This window comes from Accumulibacter sp. (assembly GCF_032229525.1).
GTDB lineage: Bacteria > Pseudomonadota > Gammaproteobacteria > Burkholderiales > Rhodocyclaceae > Accumulibacter.
On sequence record NZ_JAVTWB010000194.1, the window covers coordinates 2,987 to 6,869 of the forward strand.

General features: G+C 64.3%; 5 protein-coding genes and 1 pseudogene. 1 reads left to right on the forward strand and 5 read right to left on the reverse strand.

Annotated elements, in window-relative coordinates; all coding sequences use genetic code 11:
* Positions 1-702, reverse strand: a 702-nt coding sequence (locus RUW20_RS15210; RefSeq protein ID WP_313953074.1) for a toll/interleukin-1 receptor domain-containing protein, incomplete at its 3' end; no start/stop codon positions are given.
* A 163-nt stretch (positions 703-865) separates the two neighbouring features.
* Positions 866-1,231, reverse strand: a pseudogene (locus tag RUW20_RS15215) (SLC13 family permease); the annotation flags it as partial.
* Between the two features lie 23 nt (positions 1,232-1,254).
* On the opposite strand from RUW20_RS15215, the gene RUW20_RS15220 reads away from it, so the two are divergent.
* Positions 1,255-1,752 (forward strand): DUF4914 family protein, encoded by a 498-nt coding sequence (locus RUW20_RS15220; RefSeq protein WP_313953075.1) that lies wholly within the window; start codon positions 1,255-1,257, stop codon positions 1,750-1,752.
* A gap of 83 nt (positions 1,753-1,835) precedes the next feature.
* Here RUW20_RS15220 and RUW20_RS15225 read toward each other — a convergent pair whose 3' ends face one another.
* The 3 genes from RUW20_RS15225 to RUW20_RS15235 form a co-directional block, all read right to left on the reverse strand.
* The gene (locus RUW20_RS15225; RefSeq protein ID WP_313953076.1) at positions 1,836-2,612 is read right to left on the reverse strand and encodes an SDR family oxidoreductase; all 777 of its coding nucleotides are present in this window, start codon (positions 2,610-2,612) and stop codon (positions 1,836-1,838) included.
* Positions 2,613-2,709: 97 nt separating this feature from the next.
* Positions 2,710-3,345: a thiol:disulfide interchange protein DsbA/DsbL gene (locus tag RUW20_RS15230; protein ID WP_313953077.1), complete on the reverse strand. Its 636-nt coding sequence runs from the start codon at positions 3,343-3,345 to the stop codon at positions 2,710-2,712.
* A gap of 39 nt (positions 3,346-3,384) precedes the next feature.
* On the reverse strand, positions 3,385-3,883 hold a 499-nt coding region (locus RUW20_RS15235; RefSeq protein WP_313953078.1), incomplete at its 5' end, for an SPOR domain-containing protein.

Genomic DNA, 3,883 nt, shown 5'->3' on the forward strand with positions numbered 1-3,883 from the left:
TGCGTCGCCATCGGTCGAGCTGCTGCTCCCCCCGGTGGTCGACGGCGTCCCGCTGGCAGTGGCAGGTTCCGCTGCGGCACTTTCGCCGGCCGCTGTCGACTGGCTTGCCGGTACCACCGGCTCGCGCAACGACGGTTTGGGCAGGGCGAGGTACACCAGGCCTGCCGCGACAACGGTGGCTGCAGCGCCCACCAACCAGGCGCCGCGCCGGCCGGACTTGCGATCGCTCGGCGCCGGCTGTGTCGGCAGTGCTGATGGGTTTCGCGGTAAAGGCCCGGCGCTGTCCGTAGCCGGTCCGCTCGCGCTGGCGCCGACGCGCGCTTCGATCGCGGCCAGCAGCACTTCGTAACCGGGCGCCGATGCCAGTTCGCCGGGCCGCTGGCGCAGATCACAGGCCTGGATGCTGCGAAAACCCATCGGTGGGCGAACATCATCGATCAGTACCGGTAGCAGGCGTCCCCGCGCCAGGCCCTCCTCCGCTTCTTCCTGCACCCAGGGACTTTCGATCGAATGCGCTGACCACAGCACGACCATGCAGTCCATGCTGCCGATCGCCTCCTCGATCGTCTGCCGCCAGGTCTTGCCCGGCGGGATCTTGCGATCCCACCACAGCGACCAGCCGTGCCCCTCGAGCAGCGCCGCTAGCTGCGCCGCCAGTGGGCGATCTTCTTCGGCATAACTGAGGAACACGTCAACTTTCATCGTCTTCGCCTCCGGCAGCCGGAGAAGGCCCAGTGCGGGGTCGCTCCGGGCGCAGCGGGAGAGTCAACGGCAAGGCTCCCGTGACGGCCATTATCCCCCTTTCGGTGCCGTGAAAATGTGCCGCGCCGCCGCCGCCGTTGCCACCCGCCGAGCGCTGGCCTGACAACGGCGCCAGAGGCCAGAACAGCGGTATCAATACGCTGGTACTGATGCACAGCAACAGGTTGAGCGGAATACCGAGGCGGGTGAAGTCGGTGAAACGGTAGTTGCCGGCGCTATAGACCAGGGTGTTGGTCTGGTAACCGATCGGCGTGGCGAAACTTGCGCTGGCGGCAAACATCACGCCGACGACGAAGGGCCGCGGATCGATCCCGAGATGCTCGGCAATACCGATCACGATCGCGGCGGACAAGACAACCACCGCGTTGTTACTGATGAACTCGGTGGTGATCGAGGTGATCAGGATCAGCAGCGACAGCATCATCCACGGCGACAATCCGCCACTGGCCTCGACCAAGTAGCTGGCGAGCAAACGGTCGAGGCTCGGAAGGTGTGGGTTCGTACTGGCCGTTCGCGACCGGCCGCATGGTAGACCAGGCCAACTTGCTGCTCGATCAGATTGTCGCCACGCCGCGCATGAAGTACATCCTGTGCCCGAATCAGCACGTCGCTGCGTGGGAGACCGGCTTCATGCCGCAATGGATCGCCCGCGAGTATCTCGCTCGCCGCGGTGGCGCGCGTTTCTCGCAAGGGCAGGTCGCTCCCTCGCGCTGCCCGTTGCTCGGCTTCGCGATGAACAGCGTGGTGGTCGAGGGACAGACCATTCCCGTCATCCTGTTACGGGTCGAAAAAAAGCCGGAGGTCGGCAACGCGGCCTATGACATCGGCGCCAAGCAGCTGAGCGAGTTTTTCCACCAGGAATTGACCCGGTTTCTCGAAGCCGACCTCAATCCCGTGGGCCGCAAGATCATCGAATGCTGCCTGGCCGGTGGCACGATTGAGGACTACGTGGCGCTGCTGCCGATCACCGTGCTGGAGGAGGATGATTGACGGAAGAGTTCTTGCTCTGGACGGCGTTCGTGCTCTCGGTGCGCCACGAGCTCACCAGCCGCGGAGTCCGTCGTGTCCGGCGTCTATCGGGGGAGCTCTCGCCTTGGTTTGCGTGGTGCGGCGGCCAGCAGGCGGTCATAGACGGCATTCGGTAGCAGGCGCAGGAGGCGGGCGACGATTCCCATTTGCCAGGGAATGACGGCGTAGCTTCTGTTGCGCTCGATTGCTCGCGCGAAGCGCGGTGCAGCCTCGTCGGCCGAGATCAGAAAAGGCATCGGGAAAGGATTGACCGCCGTCATCGGCGTTCGGATGTAGCCGGGACAAATGGTGATCACCTTGACGCCCGATCCGCGCAGTTCGACACGCAGACTTTCGAGATAACTGATCACCGCGGCCTTCGAAGCACTGTACGCCTCCGAACCGGGTAAGCCGCGTATGCCGGCCACCGACGCGATGCCGACCAGCCGACCTCGACCGCCCAGGCGCATGGCGCCGATGAACGGCGAGAAGGTCGCCGCCATGCCGAAGAAATTGGTGTCCATGACCCGGCGGATGGCATCGAGGTCTTCGGCGTGTTCGGTCAGCGTGCCGACTGAAATGCCGGCATTGGCGATGACGATATCGGGGACGCCGAAGCGCGAAATGAAGTCTTCACTGGCCGCCCGCAAGGCCGCCGCGTCGGTTACGTCGAGCGCGTAGCAGCTGACCTGTCCTGGCCAGCGTGCTGCCAGTTTCTGTAAAGGCTCGGCTCGCCGCGCGCTCAGCCCGAGCAGTGCGCCCTGTGTAGCGTAGTGCTCGGCCAGGGCCTGCCCGATGCCCGATGAGGCGCCCGTGATGAAGACCTTTCGGACGGGCTGCACTCAGGCTCCGGACGCGGCGTGGGCAGGGTGGCGCTGCGCACGCCTGCAGGCGTGCGGCATCATGGTTGATCGACGCGCCTGCTTCGCGTCAGCCCGCTTACTTCTTGTTGCGATCGCTACGCGCCTTGTCGATCATCTGGTCGGTGAGCACGATAAGGTCGCCGTAACCCTTGATCTCCTTGCCGGTCATCAGATACTTGCCGTCGACGGCCAGTGCCGGCACACCCTGGATCTTGTAGCTGTGGGCGAGCTGGTCGGCGCGTTTGGCTTTGCTGACGACGCCGAATGAATTATAGGCATCGGTGAACTTCTTGCTGTCCACGCCTTGCGCGGTGACCCAGGCAATGATGCTCTTGTCGTCGTAGAGCTTGCTGCCCTGCTGATGCAGGGCCTGGAAGACGGCGCCATCAAGCTTGGCCAGATCGCCGGTGGCTTCCAGCGCGTAGTACAGCTGCGACAGGCTGGCCCACTGCGGACGTGCGAAGGAGATCGGCACGCGCTTGAAAACCACGTCGCTCGGCAATGCCGCCGACCACTTGCTGACGGTCGGGTGAAAGTCACTGCAATGCGGACAACCGTAGGAGAAAAACTCGAGCACCTCGATCTTGGCCGGGTTATCGGTGGCCTGCGCCGGGACGATGGCCACGTAATCACGGCCGATGGTCAGTTCGGCCCGGGCCGGCAGCGCCGCCGCCAAGAAGGCCAGGGTGATCAGTCCGATCCATCTGCTCATACGTCCATGCATTGTCTTTCTCCTCGAATGTTGAATGACTTAGTCCTTTTTGACCACTCTGGCGTCGACCCCTTGCTTGGCCAGTTCGGCGCGCAGGACGCTGACATCTTCCATCTTCAGGTACGGCCCGAGACGAACGCGGTACCAGACCTTGTCCTGCAGCATCACCTGCTGAATCCGCGCCTCGACACCCATTAACGCGAGCCGAGCTTTCTGGTTGTCAGCGTCGGCGACACTCTGGAAGGAGCCGGCCTGCAGGTAGATCGGTTGCTTGAGAGTTGCCGCAGGGTCCCGGCCCCCACTGGTCTCGTCCGCCGGCTTGACCTCGACGGGTTTGGCTGGCAGGGGCTTGCCGTCTGTCGGCTGAGTGCTCGCCGCCTGGGCATCCTTTGGCCGGGTTTGACCGTCTATGGGATCAGGAATCGCTTCGGCATTGCCGGGCAGGATTTTGTAGAAGTCGAAGCGCGGCTTGTCCGGCGCGGTCGAATCGCCCGGCTTGCCCGGTAGCGCCACGGGCGCCGGCGCCAGCGGTGGCGTT

Excerpts from the sequence above, each read along its gene's own strand:
- RUW20_RS15230 (WP_313953077.1), bottom strand. The coding sequence starts at position 3,345 with ATGAGCAGATGGATCGGACTGATCACCCTGGCCTTCTTGGCGGCGGCG.